The sequence below is a fragment of the Micromonospora sp. RB23 genome (assembly GCF_053585025.1).
Map to the genome: position 1 here is coordinate 213508 of NZ_CM132111.1, position 23651 is coordinate 237158.

The 23651-nt window shown below is 71.0% G+C and carries 20 protein-coding genes; 15 read left to right on the forward strand and 5 right to left on the reverse strand.

Annotated elements, in window-relative coordinates; translation table 11 throughout:
• Positions 1-255 precede the first annotated feature (255 nt).
• Both ACTFTM_RS00905 and ACTFTM_RS00910 read left to right on the forward strand, forming a co-directional pair.
• On the forward strand, positions 256-1047 hold the full coding sequence (locus tag ACTFTM_RS00905) for a deoxyribonuclease IV (RefSeq protein ID WP_449563997.1): 792 nt from the start codon (positions 256-258) through the stop codon (positions 1045-1047).
• A complete protein-coding gene (locus ACTFTM_RS00910; RefSeq protein WP_449563998.1) occupies positions 1044-3242 on the forward strand; it encodes a hypothetical protein in 2199 nt (732 codons plus the stop codon). The genes ACTFTM_RS00905 and ACTFTM_RS00910 overlap by 4 nt, the downstream gene beginning before the upstream one ends.
• A 125-nt stretch (positions 3243-3367) precedes the next feature.
• On the opposite strand, the gene ACTFTM_RS00915 is transcribed toward ACTFTM_RS00910, so the two are convergent.
• Together ACTFTM_RS00915 and ACTFTM_RS00920 are read right to left on the reverse strand one after the other, a co-directional pair.
• The gene (locus tag ACTFTM_RS00915) at positions 3368-4876 is read right to left on the reverse strand and encodes a glycosyltransferase family 87 protein (RefSeq protein WP_449563999.1); all 1509 of its coding nucleotides are present in this window, start codon (positions 4874-4876) and stop codon (positions 3368-3370) included.
• A 196-nt stretch (positions 4877-5072) separates the two neighbouring features.
• Positions 5073-7517 (reverse strand): transglycosylase domain-containing protein, encoded by a 2445-nt coding sequence (locus ACTFTM_RS00920; RefSeq protein WP_449564000.1) that lies wholly within the window; start codon positions 7515-7517, stop codon positions 5073-5075.
• A 34-nt stretch (positions 7518-7551) separates the two neighbouring features.
• On the opposite strand from ACTFTM_RS00920, the gene ACTFTM_RS00925 reads away from it, so the two are divergent.
• Positions 7552-7935, forward strand: coding sequence for a hypothetical protein (locus tag ACTFTM_RS00925; protein ID WP_449564001.1), 384 nt, complete (start codon positions 7552-7554; stop codon positions 7933-7935).
• 138 nt (positions 7936-8073) lie between these two features.
• Here the strand turns inward: ACTFTM_RS00925 and ACTFTM_RS00930 are convergent, their stop codons facing one another.
• Positions 8074-8529 carry a DUF5318 domain-containing protein gene (locus ACTFTM_RS00930; RefSeq protein WP_449564002.1) on the reverse strand — a complete coding sequence of 152 codons (456 nt, stop codon included), beginning with the start codon at positions 8527-8529 and terminating at the stop codon, positions 8074-8076.
• Between the two features lie 175 nt (positions 8530-8704).
• Between ACTFTM_RS00930 and ACTFTM_RS00935 the strand changes: the two genes are divergently transcribed.
• Together ACTFTM_RS00935 and ACTFTM_RS00940 are read left to right on the forward strand one after the other, a co-directional pair.
• Entirely contained in the window at positions 8705-9343 is a 639-nt protein-coding gene (locus ACTFTM_RS00935) for a PadR family transcriptional regulator (protein WP_449564003.1), read from the forward strand.
• A gap of 23 nt (positions 9344-9366) precedes the next feature.
• Positions 9367-10446: an inositol-3-phosphate synthase gene (locus ACTFTM_RS00940; RefSeq protein WP_355048595.1), complete on the forward strand. Its 1080-nt coding sequence runs from the start codon at positions 9367-9369 to the stop codon at positions 10444-10446.
• A gap of 152 nt (positions 10447-10598) precedes the next feature.
• Here the strand turns inward: ACTFTM_RS00940 and ACTFTM_RS00945 are convergent, their stop codons facing one another.
• Positions 10599-11078, reverse strand: coding sequence for a methylated-DNA--[protein]-cysteine S-methyltransferase (locus ACTFTM_RS00945; RefSeq protein ID WP_449564004.1), 480 nt, complete (start codon positions 11076-11078; stop codon positions 10599-10601).
• A gap of 69 nt (positions 11079-11147) precedes the next feature.
• Here ACTFTM_RS00945 and ACTFTM_RS00950 point away from each other — a divergent pair, with 69 nt between their 5' ends.
• Genes ACTFTM_RS00950 through ACTFTM_RS00965 form a run of 4 tightly spaced genes read left to right on the forward strand, consistent with a single transcriptional unit; the run spans position 11148 to position 14894 of the window.
• Positions 11148-11663, forward strand: a complete 516-nt coding sequence (locus ACTFTM_RS00950) for a SigE family RNA polymerase sigma factor (protein ID WP_449564005.1) — start codon at positions 11148-11150, stop codon at positions 11661-11663.
• On the forward strand, positions 11660-12772 hold the full coding sequence (locus ACTFTM_RS00955; protein WP_449564006.1) for a TolB family protein: 1113 nt from the start codon (positions 11660-11662) through the stop codon (positions 12770-12772). Before ACTFTM_RS00950 ends, ACTFTM_RS00955 begins: the two co-directional genes overlap by 4 nt.
• 40 nt (positions 12773-12812) lie before the next feature.
• Complete coding sequence (locus ACTFTM_RS00960) at positions 12813-13334, forward strand: hypothetical protein (RefSeq protein WP_449566505.1); 522 nt, start codon at positions 12813-12815, stop codon at positions 13332-13334.
• A gap of 27 nt (positions 13335-13361) precedes the next feature.
• Positions 13362-14894, forward strand: a complete 1533-nt coding sequence (locus ACTFTM_RS00965; RefSeq protein ID WP_449564007.1) for a flotillin family protein — start codon at positions 13362-13364, stop codon at positions 14892-14894.
• A gap of 107 nt (positions 14895-15001) precedes the next feature.
• Here ACTFTM_RS00965 and ACTFTM_RS00970 read toward each other — a convergent pair whose 3' ends face one another.
• Positions 15002-16462, reverse strand: coding sequence for a CCA tRNA nucleotidyltransferase (locus ACTFTM_RS00970; RefSeq protein WP_449564008.1), 1461 nt, complete (start codon positions 16460-16462; stop codon positions 15002-15004).
• Between the two features lie 126 nt (positions 16463-16588).
• Here ACTFTM_RS00970 and murJ point away from each other — a divergent pair, with 126 nt between their 5' ends.
• The 6 genes from murJ to trxA all read left to right on the forward strand — a co-directional run bounded on the left by murJ (position 16589) and on the right by trxA (position 23568).
• A complete protein-coding gene (murJ, locus tag ACTFTM_RS00975) occupies positions 16589-18346 on the forward strand; it encodes a murein biosynthesis integral membrane protein MurJ (RefSeq protein WP_449564009.1) in 1758 nt (585 codons plus the stop codon).
• Between the two features lie 435 nt (positions 18347-18781).
• Positions 18782-20389, forward strand: coding sequence for a protein kinase family protein (locus ACTFTM_RS00980; protein WP_449564010.1), 1608 nt, complete (start codon positions 18782-18784; stop codon positions 20387-20389).
• Positions 20390-20432: 43 nt separating this feature from the next.
• A complete protein-coding gene (gene sigM, locus ACTFTM_RS00985) occupies positions 20433-21134 on the forward strand; it encodes an RNA polymerase sigma factor SigM (protein WP_449564011.1) in 702 nt (233 codons plus the stop codon).
• Entirely contained in the window at positions 21131-22087 is a 957-nt protein-coding gene (locus ACTFTM_RS00990; RefSeq protein WP_449564012.1) for a hypothetical protein, read from the forward strand. The genes sigM and ACTFTM_RS00990 overlap by 4 nt, the downstream gene beginning before the upstream one ends.
• Before the next feature lie 175 nt (positions 22088-22262).
• Positions 22263-23213: a thioredoxin-disulfide reductase gene (gene trxB, locus ACTFTM_RS00995; protein ID WP_422737542.1), complete on the forward strand. Its 951-nt coding sequence runs from the start codon at positions 22263-22265 to the stop codon at positions 23211-23213.
• Between the two features lie 31 nt (positions 23214-23244).
• Entirely contained in the window at positions 23245-23568 is a 324-nt protein-coding gene (gene trxA / locus ACTFTM_RS01000) for a thioredoxin (protein ID WP_007453873.1), read from the forward strand.
• The last annotated feature ends 83 nt before the right edge of the window (positions 23569-23651 follow it).

A 23651-nucleotide genomic window follows, 5' to 3' on the forward strand; every position in this document is an offset into this window, starting at 1 on the left:
TCCGAGATTCCGCCGTGCTCGTGCCGATCTGCCACGACGAGGGGTCTCCCCCCGCGACGCCGGGCCGCGCCGCAGGGGGTGACCTCGCTGTCGGGCCGACGAGCACCCGGTGGCCGTACTCGGACGCCTCGTCGCGCCCGGTCCCGGGCTCCGCTCGTCGGGTCCCATCCCCTCAACGATCGTCCGACGGCCGGAGTGACGACATCGCGCCGGCCGTCACCGCGCCCGCCGTGGTCCCGACGTAGGCTCGCTGCCATGCGTATCGGAGCCCACGTCGATTCGACCGACCCGCTGGCGGAGGCAGCCGCACGGTCCGCCGACACCGTGCAGTTCTTCCTCTCCGACCCGCAGGGGTGGAAGGCACCCAAGCCGCGGGAGGACGCCGAGCGGCTGCGCGCCGCCGAGGTCGACCTCTACGTGCACGCGCCGTACGTCATCAACGTGGCGACCCTCAACAACCGCATCCGGATCCCCAGCCGCAAGCTGCTGCTCGGGCACGCCACCGCGGCGGCCGAGATCGGTGCCAAGGGACTGATCGTCCACGGTGGGCACGTCAACGCCGGCGACGACCTCGCGGTGGGCTTCGACAACTGGCGCAAGACATTCGCGTACGCGGCCGACTCCGGCGGGTTCGGCGTCCCGGTCCTCATCGAGAACACGGCCGGCGGCGACAACGCGTGCGCCCGCCGCCTGGACGCGCTGGCCCGGCTCTGGGACGCGGTCGGCGACTACGAGGTCGGTTTCTGCCTGGACACGTGCCACGCGTACGCCGGCGGTGAGGAACTGCTCGGCCTCGTCGACCGGGTCAAGGCGATCACCGGCCGGATCGACCTGGTACACGCCAACAACTCCAAGGGCGCGTTCAACTCCGGCCAGGACCGGCACGACAACCTCGACGGCGGGACGATCGACCCGGAGCTGGTGGTGGCGGTGATCCGGGCCGCCGGGGCGCCGGTGGTCGTCGAGACCCCGGGCGGCGTCACGGGTCAGGCCGCCGACATCGACTTCCTGCGCCAGCAGCTCCCGACGGAGCGCCCGGCAGCATGACGACCGGACAGTCCAAGCCGGGGAAGGCGCGGCCCACGTCCAGCGGCGACGACCCGATCCGACCGGCCGCGCCGCCGACCGGTGACATCCCCGCCGCCTCGGCCGGCACCACCACGAGCGCGACGACCCGGAAGGACCCGGCGCGGAGGAAGGCCCGCAAGAGCGCCAGTACGGCTCCGAAGGGCGCCGCCGACGAGCAGGCCGCCACGAACAGCGCCAGCACGCCCGCGAACGGCGCCACCGCCACGAACGGTCGCGCGAAGAACGACGCGGAGAAGACCGACACGGCCAACAGCGGCGGTACGACGAACGACGGCGACAAGAAGGCCGGCACCGCCAAGGACGCCGAGGACGGCACCGCCAAGGACGCGAAGGACGGCACCGCCAAGGCGACCGACGACGGCGAGGGAAAGCCGGTCGAGCCCGACCGCTGGGAGGTGTTCGCCTCGACGCCGGAGCCCCGGCCCAGCTGGCTCACCCGGGCCGCCCGCGCGGTGGGCCGGTCCCTGGTCCACGAGTGGACCCTGGCGGCCCTCGCCTCGTTGGCGCTGGCCGTGCTGATGACCTGGCCGACGCTGCGGTACCCGCGCTACACCCTGCCGCAGGACACCTGGGATCCGAGCCTCCAGGCGTGGCAGATGGCCTGGTCCGGCCACATCCTGCTGGCCGACCCGGCCCGCCTGTGGCAGTCGAACACGTTCTTCCCGGAGCTGTGGAGCTTCGCGTTCTCCGACACGCTGCTCGGCTACGCCCCGGCCGGGATGCTCGGAAGTGGTCCCGAGGATGCGGTGCTGCGCTACAACATCATGTTCGTGCTGGCGCACGCGCTCGCCACGTTCGGGGCGTACGCCCTGGCCCGGCAGCTCGGCGCCGGCCGGATCGGCGCCGCCGTCGCCGGGGTCGGCTACGCCTACGCGCCGTGGCTGCTCGCCCAGGCCGGGCACCTGCACGTGCTGTCCAACGGTGGCATCCCGCTGGCCCTCGCGATGCTCGCGCGGGGGCACGGCTGGTCGCTGCGCCACGGCTACCGACCCGAGCGACGGCACGACGCCTGGGTGTACGGCGGTTGGATGGTGGCGGCGTGGCAGATCAGCCTCGGCTTCGGCATCGGCCTGCCGTTCGCGTACTTCCTGGCCGTCGCCGCGCTGGTCGCCGCCGTGCTGGTCGCGGTGAAGTGGCTACGGTCCGGTCGTACCCTGCCGTTCGGCCGCCGGCTGGTCGTGGCCGACCTGGTCGGCGGGGTGTTCTTCGCCGGGGTGGGCGCGCTGATGGCGCTCCCGTACTTCCAGGTGACCGAGCTGCATCCGTACGCCGAGCGGACCGTCGGCGACGTCTCCATCTTCTCGCCGCCGGCGTCCGGCTTCGTGACCGCTCCCGCCGAGTCGCGGATCTGGGGTGGGTTGCACGAGGGTGCCCGCGAGGCGCTGCCGTTCCCTGCGGAGATGACGCTGCTGCCGGGGTTCGTGCTCTACGCGCTGGCGTTCGGCGGGCTGTTCTTCTCGGTCTGGCGGCTACGGCACCGACTGTTCCTGCTCGTCGGTGTGCTGGCCACGATGGTGCTCGCGATGGGCACCCGCTTCTTCGACGGCGCCTTCACCTACGTACCACTGTTCGAGCACGCGCCGGGCTGGAACGCGCTGCGTACCCCCGGGCGGTTGATGCTCTGGATCACGTTGCTGCTCGCGCTGCTCGCGGCGGGCGCGGTCACCGCCCTCACCGACCGGGTCCGTGAGCTGGCCGCGCAGCGGATCCCGTCCTGGCCGGGGCCGTGGCTACGGATCGCCACCCTGCTGCCGCTGCTGCTGGTCACCGTCGAGGGGTTGAACGCCACCCCGCATCCGGTGGTGCCGACACAGCCCGCCGCGATGCGCTCGGCGGAGGGTCCGCTGCTCGTGCTCCCCAGCGACCAGGGCCTCGACCAGCACGTCATGCTCTGGTCAACGGACGGGTTCCCGGACGTGGCGAACGGCGGCAGCGGCTTCACGCCCCGCCAGCTCGACGACCTCCGCCGGGCCAGCCAGTCGTTCCCCGACCGGAAGAGCGTCGACTACCTGCGGACGTACGGCGTGCGGACGGTGGTGCTGCTGCGCGACGAGGTGCCCGGCACGCCGTGGGAGATCACCATTGACGCGCCGGTCGAGTCGCTCGACATCACGCGCCAGGAGATCGGCGACGCCGTGGTGTATCGGCTCTGACGCGGTCGCGCTTTTGGGGCGGTTTGCGGGGGAGCCCGCCCGGCTCCGGGCGTCAGGCTTGATCCCTGCGCCGGGCGGGCTCCCCCGCAAACCTGACGTGGCTCCGGCGCGTCAGGTCCTGGGGATCAGGTCGCGGTGGCGGGCTCGGGTTCCAGGTCGGGCTTGTTCGCGGGGCGGCGCCAGCGGTCCAGCCAGGGAGCGTCCGGCGCCCCGTCGAGGACACCGCCGTCCGGGTCGTCGGGGTAGGTGGCGCGTACCGCGTCCTGCTCCGGGTGCAGGATCTCCCGGACGACGAACACGCACAGGGTCACCACGGTCGCCAGCCGGAGCGTCGAGGCCAGCACGAACACCCCTTCGGGGAAGACCGGACGGCTGGTCGCCGCGCCCAGCAGTTCGCCGTAGAAGGCCACGAAGTAGCAGACCTCGGCGAGCTGCCAGGCCAGGAAGGCGCCCCACTTCGGCCGGGCCAGCACCACCAGCGGCAGCATCCAGAGGACGAACTGCTGGGACCAGACCTTGCTGAAGATGAGGAACGCGGCCACCACCAGGAAGGCGAGCTGGGCGAGCCGCGGCCGGCGCGGCGCCCGCAGCGCCAGCACGGCCACACCGATGCAGGCCAGCCCGAACAGGGCGTACGAGATGGTGTTCAGGGTTGGGATGTTGGTGTTCAACCATTCGAACGGGCCCTGCTGGCCGGGGTCGTTGCCGACCTTGCCGTCGAGGTAGCGCCCGATGTACCAGAGCGTGCCCCAGTCGATCGGCCGGGTGGTGTTCAGCTCGAAGAACCGGCCCCAGTTGTCCGGGTTGGCCCGGTAGGCGGGCAGGTTCACCAGTACCACGGCCACCACCGCCGCGCCGAGCGCGGTGAGCGCGGCGCGGAGCCGGTTGGCCCGTAGGGCCAGGACGAGGATCGGTCCCAGCAGGAACAGCGGCCAGAGTTTCGCCGCGCCGGCCAGCCCGAGCAGGACGCCGGCCGCCACCGGTTGTCGCCGGGCCCACGCCAGCAGACCGAACGCCGCCAACCCGATGGCGAGCAGGTCCCAGTTGACGGTGGCGGTGAGCAGCAGCGCCGGGGCGAGCGCGAACAACGCGGCGTCCCAGGGTCGTCGGCGGCGCAGCGCGAGGATCACCGCCACGGTGGCCACGGCGAGCGCGCCCAGCACGAGCGCGTTGAGGTTGTAGAACCACTGGCCCTGGTTGATGCTCGGGTCACCGTCGCCGATCGCGTGCACCGGCAGACCGAGGGCGCCCATGAAGTAGCCGGTGAGCACCGGGTACTCCACCGGGTGGTCCCGGTAGGGCACCTTGCCCTCGTTGAGGCCCTCGGCGTAGTAGAGCGCGAGCACGTCCGTGTAGCAGAACCGGTTGTACTGCACGTTGTTCTGCCACGCGCCGTCCTGGCACGGGGATTTCTGCACCCAGTGCAACGCGAGCGTGAGGCAGACCAGCGCCAGGACGATCCGGACGGCGGTCCAGAACCGGCGTTCCTGCCCGGCCGGCCGGTCCAGCGCCGTCGCGTGGTCGCCCAGCGGCCCGCCGATGGCGCCGGAGAGGCCGCGGACGAACCCGTCGGAGCGGGACGGGTGGTCGGTGGTTCCGGCGTCGTCGATGCCGGGCGTCGACTGGGTGCTCATAGAGAGGCATCCTGCCGTACTCGCAGCGATGAGTCATGTACTCGTCTGCCCGCCCGGGTCACAACCCGCACTGGCGGTTCGCGGCGGGTGACCGGTGCCGCACACGCCGCCGCCGGCCGGACGAGATGTCCGGCCGGCGGCGGCGTGTGCGCTGTGCTCTTGTTCCAGGGTGGTCGGTGGCCAGGTTGGGAGGCGGCTAACCGCCGTTCGGGCCACCGGGCCCACCGGGCCCACCAGGCCCACCGGGGTTGTTCCCTCCGGGGTTGCCGTCGTTGCGGGGACAGAACGGATTGGTCAGCGGGTCACAGGTTTGTCCCGGCTGACCCGGCTGCCCCGGCGGTGGTGGCGGCGGCGCCGCCGGCGCCTTGCCGTTGCCCTTGGTGGTGTCGCCCTCACCGGTGACGGTGGGCAGGGGGATCTCCTCCTGCCCCCTGAGGGCGGTGTTCATGTACTTCTCCCAGATCGGGCCGGGAAGGGTCGAACCACCGATGGGCTTACCGCTCGCGAGACGGATCTGGGGCTTCTTGATATCCCGACTGCCCACCCAGACGGCCGTGGCGATCTGCGGGGTGTAGCCGACCGTCCAGGCGTGCGCGTTGTCCGTGCTGTTGTACTCCCAGGTGCCCGTCTTCGCGGCGGCCTGGCGGCCGTCCTCCAGCGAGAGATTGTTGGGAGCGGGAATCTGCTTCAGGACCGCGGTGACCTCGTCGGTGACCTTCTTGTCGATCCGCTGCTCGGGCTTGATGCGCTCGCTGCCGACGACCTTCCACTTGCCGGTGTCCTTGTCCTGCTGCTCCACCTTGATGACGAAGTGCGCCTTGATGTACTTGCCGTCGTTGGCGAACGTCGCCATCGCGTTCGCGTGGTCGAACACGGTGAGCGGGTACTTGCCGAAACCGGTGTAGTTGTCGAACGGGTTGGGCCCCTTCTTCGACAGGTCGAACGCCTGCGGCGGGTCGACTCCCCACATGGTGGTCACGCCGGCCTTGTGGGCCATGTCGACCACCTTCTCGGCGCCGATCTCCTTGGTGACCCAGTAGAACGGCACGTTGTACGACTGGATCGTCGACTCTTCGAGGGTGCAGTACTTGCCGCACTTGAGGTTGGTCCGGCCGGCGTTACCGATCGCGACCTTGGAACCCTCGGGCTTGTACGGCGTGGGGTCCCAGTGCGACTTCACCGAGATGCCCGCCTCGATCGCGGCGGCCAGGGTGTAGACCTTCATCGACGAGCCCGGAGCGTGACCACCGGTCAGGTCGCCGTTCTTGTCGGTGTTCTTGCCGGCGTAGTCGAAGTCGGCGCCACTGTCACCGCCGTAGTAGGCGAGCACCCGGCCCTTCTTCGGGTCGATCGAGACAACGGCCGCCATCAGGTTCTTGGGCTGGTCGTTGAGCTCGGAGCCCTTCTTCGACTGCATGGCGACGTTCTCGGCGGCCGTCTGGAGCTTCGGGTCGATGGTCGTGGTGACCCGGTAGCCGCCGTCCCGCAGCGCGTCCACACAGCTCGTCTTGCCCTCCGCGCCGGTGTCGGAGCAGAGGCCCATCGCGTCCATCTCCTGACGGACGTAGTTGATGACGTTGCCCCGAGGGCTGTCGACGCCGAAGCCGTTGCCACCCTTCTTCGGGGGCAGCACCTTCGGGTACGCGATCGGGGCGGCGGGGTCCAGCCACCCCTCCTTCTTCATCCCGTCGATCACGTAGTCCCACCGGGTCTTCGCGTCGGTCGGGTTGACCGCCGGGTCGTAACCCTTGTGGGTGTCGGTCGCCACCGGCTGCTTGATCAGCGCGGCCAGGACCGCACCCTCGGCGGGGGTCAGCTTGATCGCTGACTTGCCGAAGTACGTCTGTGCCGCCGCCTCGATGCCGTACGCGCCGCGTCCGAAGTAGATGACGTTGAGGTAGTGCTGCATGATCTCCGGCTTGCTGTACGCGTCGTTCAGCTTGGAGGCGAGGATGGCCTCCTTGACCTTGCGGCCGTACGTGTCGTCCTGGAGATTCTCGAACGCGTTGCGGGCGTACTGCTGGGTGATCGTTGAGGCGCCCTGCTTGTCACCGTTGGAGACGTTGTTCCACGCGGCACGGACGATGCCCTTGTAGTCGACGCCCGAGTGCCGGTAGAAGTTCCGGTCCTCGGCTGCCGCCACCGCGTGCTGCACGTGCTCCGGAATCTGGGCGATGGTGACGAAGGTGCGGTTCTCGCTGCCCAGCCTGGCCAGTGTGGTCTTGCCGTCCTTGGCGTACACGGTGGTGGACAGCGGCAGCGGCAGTTCCTCGGGCATGACCACGTTCGTCGAGTAGTAGGTGAACCCCACCACGCCGACACCGGCGAGCATGATGAAGACGGCGAACCCGGCGATCAGCAGGTTCATCCGCTTGCGCTTCTTGGCCCGCGCCGCCGCGGCCGGGTCACCCGCGCCGCGACCGCCCCGACCACCGCGACCGGGTCCGTTCGGTCCGCCCGGGCCGTTCGGACCGCCGGGACCACCCGGCCCGCCGGAGACCGGGGAGACACTCGCCCGGGCGACCGCGGCACGGCCACCCACCGACGCGGAGCCGACGCTGGCCCGGCCCGCGGAGGCGGCGCCGACGGCGGCGGTGCCCACCCGGGCCCGACCGGCGGGCGCTCCCGGCGCCGGGGACACCGGAACGGACGCCCGGCCGGCGCCGGCGCGACCCGTGGCCGCACCGGGTGCCGGGGACACGGGCACCGAGGCCCGACCGCTGCGGCCGGGAGTTGCCGAGCCCACCGACGCGGATCCGGCGGCAGCGCCGGGGGGCGGCACGGAGGCCGAGCCACCGACCGACGCACGACCGCCGGCGGCCCTCGGTGTCACCGAGGCCCGGCCGGGAGGCGCAGCGGGCTCCGGGGAGGACCAGCCGCCCGCGCGGGAGTCACCGCCGGGTCTGCGGTACGCGTCGTCCGCGCCCGGTCCGGGGTCACCGTCCGGGCCCGGGTACTGGGCCCGACCGCGCGCGGAGCTGGGATCGCCGTACGAGTTCATTCTTCACACCCTGCCGGTCGCGGTGGGGCGCGACAGCGCCGCCACCGGGTTGCCGTGAGTTGCTTCACCCGGACCGCCGGCACGAGGGTGCCGGTTCGCCAGGGTCATTGCCGAATCAATCGGGCCAATCGGACCAACGAGTGGTCGGCCGTCCCAGGTCATGTCCACACCCCCGGAGCCGGTCCAACCGCTGACGTCACCGTTGCGCCTCTCGCCTCCGCCGACCCACGCCCTCGGCGGCCGCAGCATCCTGCTCGTCGGCGCCAACACTGTCGCCGTCGCCGGTGAGACCGTCCCGGCCGAGCAGGTACTGCTCGACGAGATGGTTCCAGTCACAGCCGAGGCACACCTCCACCACGAAGACCTGGAACTCACGTAGCGTCATCGCCAGCACGGGCAGCTCGGCGAGTGTCCGGGCCTGTCCGGCGGACTGCTTGAGTTCGTCCCCGTAAATGTAGTGGACCAGGGTCAGATTCTCGCTGCGACAGATGGGGCAGCGCAGCTCGGTCGGCTCGCCGTGGAACCGCGCAGCGTTCTTCAGGTACGGCGACGCGTCACACACGTCGTACGTGCCGATGCGGCCAGCCAACAGCTCACGCAGCACTGCTCGCTTCTGAAGCGAGTAGTCGACGATCTGGCGCTGCGTACGCATGCGGTGAAGGGTACGCGGTCCGGCTCGACGAGGCGACCACGGTCACGATGTGTGACGACGGCATCCCGGAATGGGGGTTTGCCCTGGCCGGCGGCAGCCGCTAACGTGCGATGTATCGGTCCGATACATCGCGGCGGTTACCGCTCCGCGCCGGAGGGTAAGGGGAGGGTGGCCAGTGCTCGAATTCGCCATCCTTGGCCTCCTGCAGGAGTCTCCGATGCACGGCTATGAGCTGCGCAAGGAGCTGACCGCCAAACTCGGCGCGATCCGGGCGGCGATCAGCTACGGCTCGCTCTACCCGACCCTGCGCAGGTTGCAGGCGGCGGGCTGGATCACCGAAGCCGCCGAGGCACCCGCCACCGCCGAGGAGGTTCCCGCGCTGACCAGCCGACGAGGTCGGGTGGTCTACAAAATCACCGCGGAGGGCAAGGAACGCTTCGCCCAGCTCATCGCACAGGCCGGGCCCGAGACGTACGACGACACGGGTTTCGGTGTGCACTTCGCGTTCTTCGCCCGGACCGACCAGGCGACCCGCCTGCGCATTCTGGAGGGTCGCCGCCGCAAGATCGAGGAACGTCGCGAGGGTCTTCGCGACGTGCTGGGCCGGGCGGCCGAGCGCCTCGACGCTTACACCTTGGAACTGCAGCGCCACGGCCTGGATGCCTGTGAGCGTGAGGTCCGCTGGCTGGAGGAGCTCATCGCCAACGAGCGCTCCGGCCGACCCCCGACAGTCCCGCACCTGGGGACAGCCGGTGGACGACGAGAAGACAACAGCCCGCCTCCACCTGGAGAGACCAGGAAAGAGCGGCCGTGACAGAAAAGAAGGAGGCAGACGCTATGGGCTCCGTCCGCGTCGCCATCGTCGGTGTGGGTAACTGCGCCTCGTCCCTGGTTCAGGGCGTCGAGTACTACCGCAACGCCGACCCGAACGACCGCGTCCCGGGTCTCATGCACGTCACCTTCGGCGACTACCACGTCTCTGACGTTCAGTTCGTCGCGGCGTTCGACGTCGACGCCAAGAAGGTGGGCATGGACCTCGCGGAGGCGATCGTCGCCAGCGAGAACAACACCATCAAGCTCTGCGACGTGCCGCCCACCGGCGTGTCCGTGCAGCGCGGCCCGACCTTCGACGGTCTGGGCCAGTACTACCGCGAGATCGTCGAGGAGTCCGACGCCACCCCGGTGGACGTGGCCCAGGCGCTGCGCGACGCGCAGGTCGACGTCGTCGTCTCGTACCTGCCGGTCGGCTCCGAGCAGGCCGACAAGTTCTACGCCCAGGCCGCGATCGACGCCGGTTGCGCGTTCGTCAACGCCCTGCCGGTCTTCATCGCCTCCGACCCCGAGTGGGCGCAGAAGTTCACCGACGCGGGTCTGCCGATCGTCGGCGACGACATCAAGAGCCAGGTCGGTGCGACCATCGTGCACCGCGCGCTCGCGAAGCTCTTCGAGGACCGCGGTGTCGAGCTGCTGCGCACGTACCAGCTCAACTTCGGCGGCAACATGGACTTCATGAACATGCTGGAGCGCAACCGCCTGGTCTCGAAGAAGATCTCGAAGACCCAGTCGGTCACCTCGCAGATCCCGCACGAGATGAGCAAGAGCGACGTGCACATCGGCCCGTCGGACCACGTGCCGTGGCTGGACGACCGCAAGTGGGCGTACATCCGCCTGGAGGGTCGCTCCTTCGGCGACACCCCGCTCAACGCCGAACTCAAGCTCGAGGTGTGGGACTCGCCGAACTCGGCCGGTGTCATCATCGACGCCGTCCGGGCCGCGAAGATCGCGCTGGACCGCAAGATCGGTGGCCCGATCCTGTCGGCCTCGTCGTACTTCATGAAGTCCCCGCCGGTGCAGTACGCCGACCACGACGCCCACCAGGCCGTCGAGGAGTTCATCGCCGGCGAGGTCGAGCGCTGACCCGCTGAACCACCAGCAGTATCGGCGAGGGCCGGGTCCTGTCGGACCCGGCCCTCGCCGCTGTTCGGGCACCGCCAGTGCGGCGATCGGTGGCAGCCCAGCAGCACGGGTGCTCGGCGCGTCGAGTCGCTCGGCAACCAACGATCAGCGGGTCAGGACCAGGCGTGTCGCAGCGCGACGCCGGCCTCCAGCTCCAACAGCGTGACCTTGCGCGGCAGGCCGCCGCCGAAGCCGACCAGCTTGCCGCCCGCACCGACGATCCGGTGACACGGCACGAGCACGGGGACCGGGTTGCGGTTGCAGGCCACCCCCACCGCCCGGGCCCCGCCGGGATCGCCGACCAGCCGCGCCACCTCGCCGTACGTCAGCGTCTCTCCGTACGGAATGCGGGTCATCTCCCGCCACACCGCCCGCTCGAACTCGGAGCCGCGCGGGGCCGAGACGGGAACCGTGAACGCGGTCAGCTCACCGGCGAAGTACGCCCGCAGCTCGGCCACGACCTGCCGGGACAGCGGATCGCCCGGCTCGTCGACGGCCGCGTCCACCCGACCGAAGTGGGCTCCGCACACACTCGTGTCGTCGGTGGCCACGGAGAACTCCCCGATCGGCGAGTCGAGCACAGTCCAGCGCATGCCGCCATTGTCCCGCGCGGCGAGGCAAAGTTTCGTCGTCGCCCGGCGTCTGAGGTACGGAGGTGGGCGGTGGCGGATGTCGACGGGGAGTTCACCACATTCGTTCGGGAGCGGGGTGCCGCCCTGCTGCGCGTCGCGTACGTGCTGGCCGGAAACCAGCACGCGGCGGAGGACCTGCTGCAGAACGCGCTGGCCAAGGCGTACGCCCGCTGGCCGCGGATCAGGGGTGACGCCGAGCCGTACGTGAAACGCATCCTCTACCACGACCAGGTGTCCAGCTGGCGACGACGAGCGCGGCGCACCGAGGTGCCCGTGGCGGAGGTGCCGGAACGGGCGGCGGACGACGACCGCCGCGAGACCGATCTGCGTCTGCTGCTGCTGGAGGCTCTGCGGGCGCTTCCGCCACGGCAGCGGGCCGTGCTGACCCTGCGCTATCTGGAGGACCTGAGCGTCGAGCAGACCGCCTCGCTGCTCGGCTGTCGGGCTGGCACGGTCGCCAGCCAGAGCGCCAGGGCGCTGGCACGGCTCCGCGGCCTGGTGCCGGGGCTGGACGAGTTGACCACCGGCCCGGGGGTGACGCGTTGACCACGCATCTGGACGACATGCTCCGCCGGGCCGTACGCGACCTCGCCGACGGCGCCGCGCCCGCGCCCGGGCTCGCCGACCGGGCGCTCGGCCAGGGTCGCCGGCTGCGCCGTCAGCGACGACTGGCCGTCGGCGGCGCGGCGATGGTCGCGATCGTCGCGGCGGTTGTGCCATTCGTGCTGCTCCGGCCCCGACCGGCCGCAACCCCGACGACGCCGCCCGCGACCGCGACTCCGTCGCCGTCGATGACGTCGTCGCCGTCGATCCGGCCCACCCCCGGCGCGAATTGGACCGCCAGGCCACTGGTGCTACCCGGTAACTGGGTGGTGACCCAGGCACAGTTCGCCCGCAATTCGGGCAGCGGCTTCCTGCTCGACCGGAGCCGGGGCCGCTACGTCCCCACCGACCGCTACGACGGCATCTTCCCCGCACCGACCGGGTCTCTGGTGGCGGTAGTGGAGGAGGAGCGTCCACGTGAGGTCGGCCTCGTCGACATGGCCACGGGGAAGACCCGCTGGTACGAGGTCGGCCGTGCGCTGAGCCGCCCGACCTGGTCACCGGATGGTCGTCGCCTCCTGTTCACCACCGATCAGCTCGATCACTTCGGCTTCGTCGTGGTCGAGCGGGACGGCACGAGGCGTACCCACCGGGTGTCCCGGCAGCGCTACCTCTGCACCGACCAGTGCTCCTTCATCTGGACCCGCGACGGCCGGGAGGTGGCGCTGCCGCAAACCGCGCCGGGCGAGCCACGGTCCGAGGCGATCCGGCACCCCCGAAGTGGCGTGCAGTTGTTCTCCGCCGACGACGGACGACCGACCCGGTCGGAGCCGATACCCGGCGATCCCGCCGGGCCGTGGGCCTGGTCACCGGACGGCAGCCTGGTCGTCGTCCAGGGCCAGGAGGAACCGTTGCTGGTGGAGACCGCCACCGGACGGGTGGTCAACCCGCTGCCGGTCGCCGACGTCGCCTGGGTCGGCGACGACCGCCTGCTCTACCGGCAGCAGTACGAGGGTGACTTCGTACTGGCCGACACGAGGGGGCGCGAACTCGTCCGCCAGCCGCTGCCCGGACAGCTGTCCGAGTTGGAGGTGAGCGTGGCGCCTCGCTGAGCCGTCCGACAGTTCATCGGCGTTGCGCGGCGTCGATACCGTGCAGGTCGTGGCCACGGGGACGCTCGTTTTTCTGATCATCGGCGGGGCCGGTGTCGCGGTGCTGGCGCTCGCCCTGCTCGGCAGCGAGCTGCTCCACTTCGGTCACCCCGACGTGGACGGGCCGATCTCCACCGAGACGGTCGCGGGCTTCGCCGGAGCGTTCGGCTTCGGCGGGGCCATCGTCAACGAACTGCTCGGTGCGCGTACCCCCGGGATGATCGCGGGCGCGGCGGCCGGCGGCCTGCTCGCGGCCGTGCCCACGGCGTGGCTGGCGTCGCGGTTCAGCCGCGCCGCGCGCAACATGCGCACCGACCCCACCCCCACCCGCGACGACCTGGTCGGCGCGCTCGGCCTGGTCGTCACACCGGTGCCCCTCAACGGGTACGGCGAGGTGCGGGTACGCGTCGCCGGCCAGCCGGTCAAGCTCAACGCCCGCGCCGACCGGCCGATCCCGATCGGCGCGCAGGTCTTCGTCGTGCAGGCGCTGAGTGAGACAAGCGTGCACGTCGAGACCTACTGATTCCTTCTCGTAGACAGGACCCCCTTCATGCCCCTGTTGATAGCTGTCGTGGGCGCGGTCGTCCTCGCGCTCGTCCTGGTGTTGTTCGTGCTGTCCCGGATCAAGGTGGCCGGGCCGAACGAGGCGTTCATCGTCACGGGTCGCAAGGGACGCACCACGCACACCGCCGACGGCGGTCGGTCGACCGACACCTCCGGGCAGAAGGTGGTGCTCGGCGCCTCGGTCTTCGTGCTTCCGGTGGTGCAGAAGCTCCAGTCACTCGACCTGTCCAGCCGCCGGATCGACGTGGGCATCCGAGGCGCGGTCAGCAAGCAGGGCATCCGCGCCGACCTGCACGGCGTGGCGATCGTCAAGGTCGGCGGCACCGAGGACGCGATCCGCGCGGCCGCCCAACGGTTCCTGCACCAGCAGGACGAGATCGACAATTTCACCCGGGAGGTGCTGGCGGGCGCGCTGCGTTCGATCGTCGGTCGGCTCACCGTCGAGGAGGTCATCCGGGACCGGGCGGCGTTCGCCAGCGCCGTCGCCGAGGAGGCCGAGCACTCGATGACCAACCAGGGTCTGGTGCTCGACACCTTCCAACTCCAGGACATCCTCGCCGAGGGCTCCTACCTCCAGGACCTGGGCCGACCCGAGGCCGCCCGGGTGCTCAAGGACGCGGCCATCGCCGAGGCGCGGGCCCGGCAGCAGGCCGAGCAGGAACGGCTGCTCGCCGAGGAGGCCATCGCCGAGGCGAACCGGAACCTGGCCCTCAAGCAGGCCGGCATCCAGGCGGAGATCGACGCGGCGAAGGCCAAGTCGGCCGCGGCCGGGCCGCTCGCCCAGGCGGAGCGGGACCAGGCGATCCTCTCCGAGCAGCAGAAGGTGGCCGAGCGCAACGCCGAGCTGAAGCAGCGCCAACTGGACACCGAGGTGCGCAAGCCGGCCGATGCCGCCCGGTACAAGGTGGAGCAGGAGGCCGAGGCGGCCCGCAACGCGGCCGTGCTCAGCGCGGACGCGCAGCGCCAGGCGGTCATCGCCGCCGCGCAGGCCTCCGCCGAGCAGGCACGGCTCACCGGTGAGGGCGAGCGGGCCCGCCGGGCGGCACTCGCCGAGGCGAACGCGATCGAGGGCGCCAAGGAGGGTGAGGCCGAGCAGCGGCGGCGCTCCGCGATCGCCGAGGCGGTCGAGCGCGAGGGTCAGGCCGAGGCGGCGGCCATCCTGGCCAGGGGTGAGGCCGAGGCCGACGCGATGGCGCGCAAGGCCGAGGCGTTCGCCGCGTACGGCGAGGCCGCGGTGCTGGACCTGCTGGTCAAGGTCCTGCCGCAGGTCGTCGAGGCGGCCAGCGCTCCGATCGGGGCGATCGACAAGATGACGGTCATCTCCACCGAAGGCGCGTCGTCACTGACGAAGTCGGTGGCCGGCAACGTGGCGCAGGGTCTGCAACTCGGCAGCGACCTCACCGGCATCGACCTGGCCGGCCTGCTGGCCCGCCTCGGCTCGGCATCGACGCCCGGCGGCAACGGCACCCCGGCGGCCAAGCCCCCGTCCGTCGACGGCACGGCCGTCGAAACGCGCTAGCCCCGCGCCCGCGATCTTGCACTTTCTGTCGTCGGCATGAGGGGATTGCCCCCTTTGTCGCGACAGAAAGTGCAAGATCGGCGGGGATCGGGGCGGGGACGCGCGGGTTAGGGGATCAGGCCTTCGGATCGGGCCCAGCGCAGCAGCTCCGCCTCGGCGGCGTCGCGGTCCAGGGGGCCGTGCTCCAGGCGCTGTTCCTTGAGGTGCTTCCAGGCCCGCCCGACGATCGGCCCCGGAGGTACGCCGAGCAGCTCCATGATCGCGTTGCCGTCTAGGTCGGGGCGTACCCGGGCCAGGTCCTCCTCGGCGGCGATCCGGGCGATCCGCTCCTCCAGCGCGTCGTAGTCGGCGGCCAGCTGGGCAGCCTTACGACGGTTGCGGGTGGTGCAGTCCGAACGGGTCAGCTTGTGCAGCCGGGGCAGCAGGTCACCGGCGTCGGCGACGTACCGGCGCACCGCCGAGTCGGTCCACTCGCCCCGGCCGTACCCGTAGAAGCGCAGGTGCAGCGCGACCAGCGCGGTCACCTTCGCGGTGATCTCCTTGGGGTACCGCATGGCCTTCATCCGGGCCTTGGTCAGCCGGGCGCCGACCACCTCGTGGTGGTGGAAACTGACCCGGCCGTCGGACCCGACGGCCTTCGTCGCCGGCTTGCCCGCGTCGTGCATGAGGGCGGCCATCCGCAGGACGAAGTCGCAGCCCTCCTCCTCGTAGGAGACCGCGTTCTCGACCACCGTCAGCGTGTGCTCGTAGACGTCCTTGTGCTGGGCGTGCTCGTCGATCTCCAGCTTCAGCCCGGTCAGCTCCGGCAGGAAGCGCTCGGCCAGACCGGTGTCGACCAGCAGACGCAGCCCGGTGATCGGGTCCGCACCGCAGAGCAGCTTGGTGAACTCGTCACGGATCCGCTCGGCGGTGATCCGGTCCAGGTCGGCGGCCATCTCGGTCATCGCGACGTGCACGTCGGGGTGGACGGCGAAGCGCAGTTGGGCGGCGAACCGGGCGGCCCGCAACATGCGCAGCGGGTCGTCACCGAAGGACTCCCGCGGGGTGCTGGGCGTACGGATCACCTGCGCCGAAAGGTCGGCCAGCCCGCCGTGCGGATCGGTGAAGCGATGGTCCGGCAGGCTGACCGCCATCGCGTTGATCGTGAAGTCGCGCCGCTTCAGATCCTCGTCGAGGCTGGTGCCGTACACCACCACCGGGTTGCGGCTGACCTGGTCGTACGACTCGGCGCGGAAGGTGGTGATCTCCAGTCGGAGACCGTCGCGCTGGGCGCCGATGGTGCCGAACTCGCGCCCGGTCTCCCAGATCGACTCGGCCCAACCCTTGATGATCCGCAACGTCTCATCCGGGTGGGCGTCGGTGCAGAAGTCGAGGTCGTCGCCGAGTCGGCCGAGCAGCGCGTCGCGTACCGAACCGCCCACCAGGTGAAGCTCGTGACCGGCACGGACGAAACGGCGGCCCAGCTCGTCGGCGACCGGGGAGACCCGGAGCAGTTCGGCGACGGCGTTGCGCTGCGCGGCGGTGAGGTCGCGGCGGTCGGCGGCGTGGGGAGCGGAGGCTTCGGACATGGGATCGCCAGCCTATCGGGCCGAGGTGTGATCCGATCCGCCGGGCGCGGGTAACGGGTGCGGGTTGACTAAGGTCTGTGACGTGCGGGTCGGTGCCCGGCTCGACGTACCCCTGGGAGGCTGGAGATGAGCGGCGGGCTCTACCGCAGCGCGAACGCCGCGCGGGACGGCGGTGCGGGAGCCAACATCCGCCCCTCCGACGGCGCCACCTTCATCTCCGCCGAGCCGCTGAACCAGCCGGCCATGGAGTCGACCGCCCCACCGCAGGAACAGATCGGCGAGACGAGCGCCGCGGCCAACAGCGCGGTGATGGCGATCGGCAGCCTGGTCAGTCGGGGTACGGGCTTCCTGCGTACGCTCGCGCTGACCGCCGCGCTCGGCGGCGCGCTGGTGGGTGACGCGTACACGACCGCGCAGATCCTGCCCGGGATGGTGTACGAGTTCCTGCTCGGCGGCATCCTCACCAGTGTCCTGATCCCGGTGCTGGTCCGCCGCCGCAAGGTCGACAGCGACGGTGGCCAGGCGTACGCCCAGCGGTTGCTGACGCTCGCGGTGCTGGCGCTGGCCGCGGCGGCGCTGGTGGCGGTGGCGTTCGCGTCCGTGCTGACCTCGCTCTACGCGAGCAAGAAGACCGGGGCCGACTTCCGGGACCTGGTCACGGCACTGTCGTACCTGATGTTGCCGATGATCTTCTTCACCGGTCTCAGCGCCCTGATCAGCGCGGTGCTCAACACCCGGGGGCACTTCGCCGCGCCGATGTGGGCGCCGATCCTGAACAACATCGTGGTGATCGCCACGGCGGGGCTCTACATCGCGATCTTCGGTGCGGAGATCGTCCGGCCCGACCAGATGACCACCGGGCGCATCCTGCTCATCGGCGGCGGCACCCTGCTCGGTGTCGCCATCCAGGCGGCCGGACTGCTGCCGGCGTTGCGCAAGGTCGGCTTCCGCTGGCGGTTCCGGTTCGACTTCCGCACCCTCGGGCTGCGCGAGCTGGGCCGCCTGGGCGGCTGGATGTTCTGCTACGTGGCGGTGAGCCAGGTCGGCCTGATCGTGCTGTTCAACCTGCTGAACAGGGCCGGCAAGGAGAACGCCGCCGGTCCGCTGATCTACAACAACGTGTTCCTGCTGCTGATGATGGCGCACGGCATCATCGCCGTCTCGATCATCACGGCGCTGATGCCCCGGATGAGCGCGGCGGCCGCCGACGGCCGGTACGGCGACGTCGCCGCCGACCTGTCCCGGGGCACCCGCACGGTCTCGGCGGTGCTCGCCCCGATCGCCGTCTGCTACGCGGTGCTGGCCACTCCGCTGGCCGTGACGCTGTTCCGGTACGGCGCGTTCACGGATGAGAACGCCGCCGACACCTCGCTGGTGCTGCTGCTCGCGGCGCTGGCGCTGGTCCCGTTCGCGATCAGCCAGCTCTTCACCTTCGCCTTCTACGCCCTGCCGGACACCCGCACCCCGGCGCTGATCAACATTCCCGTGGTGGCGCTGCGGATCGGCGTACAGGTCGTGCTCTACGTCGCCTTCGCGGCGCACTTCGCGGCGGCCGGGATGATGATCGGCAACGCCGTGTCCTACCTGGCGGCGGCGTTCGCCTCCGCGTGGCTGCTGCGCCCCCGGGTCGGCCGGATCGGGATGGGCGCCATCCTGCGGACCCTCGGCCGGGTCCTCGTGGCCGCGTTGGGCGCCGCCCTGGTCGGCCTGCTCGTGGTGAGCCTGCTGCCCGGCGGCGACACGCCGAGCTGGATGCAGGCCGTCCTCCAACTCGTGATCGGTGGCGCCGTGATCGGCGGGACATACCTCGGGCTCGCCATGGCGCTGCGGATCGGGGAGATCACCGAGGTGGTCGGGATGGTCCGTCGCCGACTCGGCCGCTGAGCCGCACCCACGGTCGTGGTCACACGGAACGTGACCGACGATCACCAGCCTGGGGATGTTCCTGTGGATAACTCCGCGATTCACCGGTCAGCCACCGGATCGGCCTGTGGATAACCAACCGTAAGGCTGAGCGTGGGCGTCCGATCGGCGGGGAACTGGCTGCTGGACGAGGGCGGCACGTCCGGCCCGGCCCCGACGTCGGTCACTTGCGGTGAAGCCGTAGATTAGCTAGTACATGTGCCAGCAACGTGGCTGACAACGGTCGTAACCGGACGACTTCCCCGATCCCCGGCACCCCGCCGGGTACGGCAAGAAGATGACATGTCGGGGAGACGGGCAACCCGGGTAAGGTCGCTCTCGACGGGTACGGCAGGCGCCGACGCTGCGCGTCGACACCGGTTGGCCGGTTCCTTCAACGGCAGAGCGGGAAGCCACATGCCCAGCAGTACGGGTCCATCGATCGACACGATCACCGAGGGAGGACGGGTGACCCAGGTCGGCGAGGGTCAGGAGGCGGACGAGAGCGCTCCTCCGGTTATGACCTTCGGTGCTCCCACGGCCGGTGAGATCCTCGCCGAGCGTTACGAGCTGGTCGAGCACATCAACAACGACAGCGCGGGTCGGCTGGTCTGGCGCGGGGTCGACGTCATCCTGCGCCGCCCTGTCGCCGTGGTACTGCGCTACCCGGGTGGCGACTCCGCTACCGAGATGCTTCAGGCGGCCGTCGCGGCCAGCCGGGTCATCCACCCCAACCTCGTCGGCGTGTACGACGCCATCGACGAGGCCGAGCGGGCGTACGTGGTCCGTGAGTGGGTGGACGGGCAGTCGCTCCGCGACCTCGCCGCCGACGGCCCGCTGGACCCGGCGCGCGCCACCGCGATCGGCAACGCCGTCGCCAGCGCGCTGGCCGCGGTGCACGCCACCGGCATGGTGCACGGCAACGTCCATCCCGGCACCGTCATGATCAGCGACGATGGCCGCGTGGTCCTGGCCGACGCGCGCACCGACGGCGACGACAGCCAGGAGAGCGACATCCGGGCGGTGGGCGGCGTCCTCTACTTCGCGCTGACCGGTCACTGGCCGCACGCCGAGGCGCCGCTGCGCGGGGCCACCGCCGGTCACGGACGGGCCGCCATCGCGGACGCGGTCCGGGACGCTTCGGGTGTCCTCGCGGCGCCCCGCCAGGTCCGGGCCGGTGTGCCCGCGTATCTGGACGACCTGACGATGGACCTGCTCGACGCCGACATCGCGCCGCCGTCGTCCGACGTGCTGGCGGCCGAGTTGGCCCGGCTGGACGTACCGGCCGAGGAGGAGCACTACCTCGACAACGGCGGTCCGCTGCGGTTCGCGGCCGACACCGAGGAGGAGCCGTCCCCGCTGGCCGCCGCCGGCGGTCGCAAGGTCGCCATCGGCATCGCCGGCTTGCTGGCGGTCGCCCTGGTCGGCCTGCTCATCGGGATCAGCGCGCTCGGCGGCGACGACAAGAAGCCGGAGAACACCGCCGGGGCCACCCCCAGCGCCAGCGCTCCGACCGGTGAGGCCACCCCGGCCGCCGCCACGGTTCGCAACCTCAAGGTGCAGAACATCAAGATCATCGACCCGGACAGCGCCCCGCGGGACGAACTCGACGGTGCCGAGAAGATTATCGACGGTGACAACGACAAGGGTTGGGAGACCGACCGCTACCCGAACGCCACCTACGGCAACCTCAAGTCCGGGATGGGTGTCTGGTTCGACCTGGGTGCCCCCCACACGGTGCGGTCGGTGCAGGCGGTGCTCTCCGGTCGAGGCGCCACCGCGAAGCTGCTCGCCGGCACGACCACGTATCCGGCGACCTCCAACGGCGACAAGTCGATGGTGTCGAACTACAAGACCGAAATCGGTGTCCTGAAGGAGCACGACGGCACCACGATGACCTTCAACGGGTTCAACGCCGACCAGAAGTACCGCTACCTGCTGCTCTGGTTCACCGAGTTGCCGCCCAACGGCGACGACGGCGGCTTCAAGCTCGGCGTGCAGGAGATCACGGTCCAGGGTTCGTGAGTCGCGCAGCACTATCTGGACGCCACATCCACCGGACGTGGTGATGGACGAGCGTGACGCGGCAACGGACCTGGAGCTGCTGCGCGCTCACGTCGCCGGCGACCGGGACGCCTTCGCGGCCCTGTTCCACCGGCACCGGGACCGGCTCTGGGCGGTGGCCCTGCGGACGCTCGGCGACCGCGAGGAGGCCGCCGACGCGCTCCAGGACGCCCTGCTGTCGGCACACCGCGCGGCGGCCCGCTTCCGTGGCGACTCCGCCGTCACCACGTGGCTGCACCGGATCGTGGTCAACGCCTGCCTGGACCGCATCCGGCGCCGGCAGGCGCATCCCACGGTGCCCCTGCCCGACGGCAATCGGACCGACGGGTCGGGCACCGGCGGTGTCGAGCCGGCCGCGCCCGCGCAGGACCACGACACGGCGCTCGTCGTCCGCGCGGCGCTCGCCGCGCTCCCGCCCGAGCAGCGGGCCGCCCTGGTGCTGGTCGACGTGCAGGGCTACCCGGTGGCCGAGGTGGCCCGCATCCTCGGCGTCGCCGAGGGGACGGTGAAGAGCCGGTGTGCCCGGGGCCGGGCACGGTTGGCGGTGCTGCTCGGGCATCTCCGCCCGGCGGCGTCGGCGCGTCCCGGCCGGGTCGATCCCGAAGCGGACGTGCCAGACGTCACGGCGGGGAACCCCCGCCCGGCCGAGGGCGTCGGATCGGGGTCGGTTCGCTTCCGGCAGGACGCCAATCAGGAGGACACGTGACGGCCGAGGAGTTCAGGGAGGTCGACGCCGACCTGCTCGCTGACTACCTCGGCGGAGCGTTGGACGGCACACCGGAGCAGGCCCGGATCGACCGCCTGGTGGCCGCGGACCCGGCCTGGGCAGAGGCGTACGCGCTGCTGGCGCCCGCGGTGGCACAGGTTCGCAGCGACCTGTCCCGCTGGGCCGAGCCCGCCCCGGAGCTGCCGTCCGCCATCGCCGAACGAATCGCCGCCGCGCTGGTGGCAGCGGACACCCCGCCGGCAGCCGACACCCCGCCGGCCGACGCCACGCCGGTGACCGTGCCGGCGCAGGGTGGGCGTCGGCCCACCAGTTCGTTCCCCGCCGAGGCGGGGCGCGGCCCCACCGGCCCCGGTCGCCGGCAGCGTCGCTGGGTCCGTGCCGCCGCCCCGGTGGCCGTCGCGGCGGCCGCCGTCGTCGCGGTCGGTCTGGGGCTCAACCAGCTGTCGACCGGCACCGCGGACACCGGTGCCGCGGAGCGCCCGGCCAACGCGCCCGACGTCGCCGCTGCCGGCGGGGCTGTGGTCCGCACGTCCGGCCCGCCCCTGCACAGCGGTGTCGACTACACCCCGCAGAGCCTCGGCGGCACGCCGAGCCCACCGTCGCCGATGCTGGGAACGAGCAGCGGCGGCCCCGGTGAACAGCCCGGAGTGGATGCCGGAGGGGATCGGCGGCCCGCCCCGCACGGGTCGAACCAGCTCGCCCGACTCACCGACGACGCCGCGTTGAACGCGTGCCTGTCGTCCGTGGCGGCGGAGCACGGCGCGGGTCCACTGGTCGTCGAAGTTATCGACTACGCGCGGTTCCAGGGCGAGCAGGCGCTGGTCATCCGGTTCACCGACGCGACCGGGGCGCGCTGGGCGTGGGTGAGCGGGGCCGAGTGCGGCGTACCCGGGTCCGGCTCGGACAGCCGGTATTCCGCGCGGGTAGGGTGAATCCGCAGCACGACGAGCGTCCACGTGACCTGACCCACCGGTTGCCCGGTTCGGGAATCCTCGCTTCGTACGATGACGTTCTGGAAGTCAGCTGCCGGCACCCTCCAGGCGTCGGCACTCGGATCAGCATCGGTGCGCGCGCCGACGCCGAACACACACAACTCGGGAGACGGCAGTGGACGAGGTCCGCAACCTGATCATCATCGGCTCCGGCCCGGCCGGTTACACGGCGGCGGTCTACGCGGCGCGCGCCAACCTGAAGCCGTTGATCATCGAGGGTGTCCAGTCCGGTGGCGCGCTGATGACCACGACCGAGGTGGAGAACTTCCCCGGCTTCGCCGACGGCATCCTCGGCCCCGAGCTGATGGACAACATGCGCAAGCAGGCCGAGCGGTTCGGCGCCGAGTTCCTGACGGACGACGTGACGCGCGTCGAGCTGGTCGACACCGGCGACGCCGGTTCGGGCGCGACGAGCACCGTGTGGGTCGGCGAGACCGCCTACCGGGCCCGCGCCGTCATCCTCTCCACCGGTTCGGCCTGGCGTCCGCTGGGCGTTCCGGGCGAGCAGGAGTACCTGGGCCACGGTGTCTCCTCGTGCGCCACCTGTGACGGCTTCTTCTTCCGCAACCAGCACATCGTCGTCGTGGGCGGTGGCGACTCGGCGATGGAGGAGGCCAGCTTCCTCACGCGCTTCGCCGACTCGGTGACGATCATCCACCGGCGCGACTCGTTCCGGGCCAGCAAGATCATGGCCGACCGGGCGCTGAGCAACGAGAAGATCAAGGTCGAGTGGAACAGCACCGTCGAAGAGGTCCTGGGCGCTGACGGCAAGGTCACCGGTGTACGGGTCCGCAACGTGCACACCGGCGAGACCAAGGTGCTGGACGTGACCGGCGTGTTCGTGGCCATCGGCCACGACCCCCGCAGTGAGCTCTTCCAGGGCCAGGTCGAACTGGACGACGAGGGCTACGTGAAGGTCCAGGCCCCCAGCACCCGGACGAGCGTGCCCGGCGTCTTCGCCGCCGGTGACGTGGTCGACCACACCTACCGCCAGGCGATCACCGCGGCCGGCACCGGTTGTGCCGCCGCTCTCGACGCCGAGCGGTTCATCGCGACGCTCAGCTGAAACAGGAAACACATCCCGGAGGAGGGCAATAGTGGGAAATACCAAGGCGGTCACGGACGCGAGCTTCGTCGCCGACGTGCTGCAGGCCGACAAGCCGGTGCTGGTGGACTTCTGGGCCGAGTGGTGCGGGCCGTGCCGCAAGGTGTCGCCGCTGCTCGAGGAGATCGCGGGTGAGATGGGCGACCAGGTCACCATCGTGAAGCTCAACATCGACGAGAACCCGGAGACCGCCCGGGCGTACCGGGTCATGTCGGTGCCGACCCTCACCGTCTTCAAGAACGGCCAGCCCGTGCAGTCGATCGCCGGCGCCAAGCCGAAGGGCGAGCTGGTCCGGCTCATCGAGTCGGCCCTCTGATCCGCGCAGACACCACCGAACCCCGTACCCGCTCGTCGGGTGCGGGGTTCGGTGTTTTTCCCGGCCCGAGCCCGTCACCGGTC